Annotated in this window: 1 pseudogene; it reads left to right on the forward strand. The window is 59.3% G+C overall.

Annotated features, from left to right (window positions below):
* Positions 1–231: pseudogene (locus ABG80_RS22570) on the forward strand (hypothetical protein); the annotation flags it as partial.
* Positions 232–273 lie beyond the last annotated feature (42 nt).

Consider the following 273-nt stretch of genomic DNA (forward strand, 5'->3'; position numbering starts at 1 on the left):
AAGTACGCCGTCAAGTTCAGCGATCAGCCGGTTGCCGATACATGGCATGCCTTTCAGACGCTCAAGGGGAAACGCCTTCTTGGTTCTGCTGGGTGCTTCCGAGGTGTCGAGGTGCCGGAAGAGCTGACCGATGAGCAGCTCGATGAGCTGCCGTATGTCGAGCTGTTCTATCGCTATCTGCATGGAAAGGGCTACGCCGTTTCGCATGCGAATCGCCCCAAAGCGGCGTAGCCGCCGAGGGATCAGACGGGTAGGGGATTGGCCTGGAACGCC

The organism is Aquabacterium parvum (genome assembly GCF_001447195.1).
Classification (GTDB): Bacteria; Pseudomonadota; Gammaproteobacteria; order Burkholderiales; family Burkholderiaceae_C; genus Aquabacterium; species Aquabacterium parvum.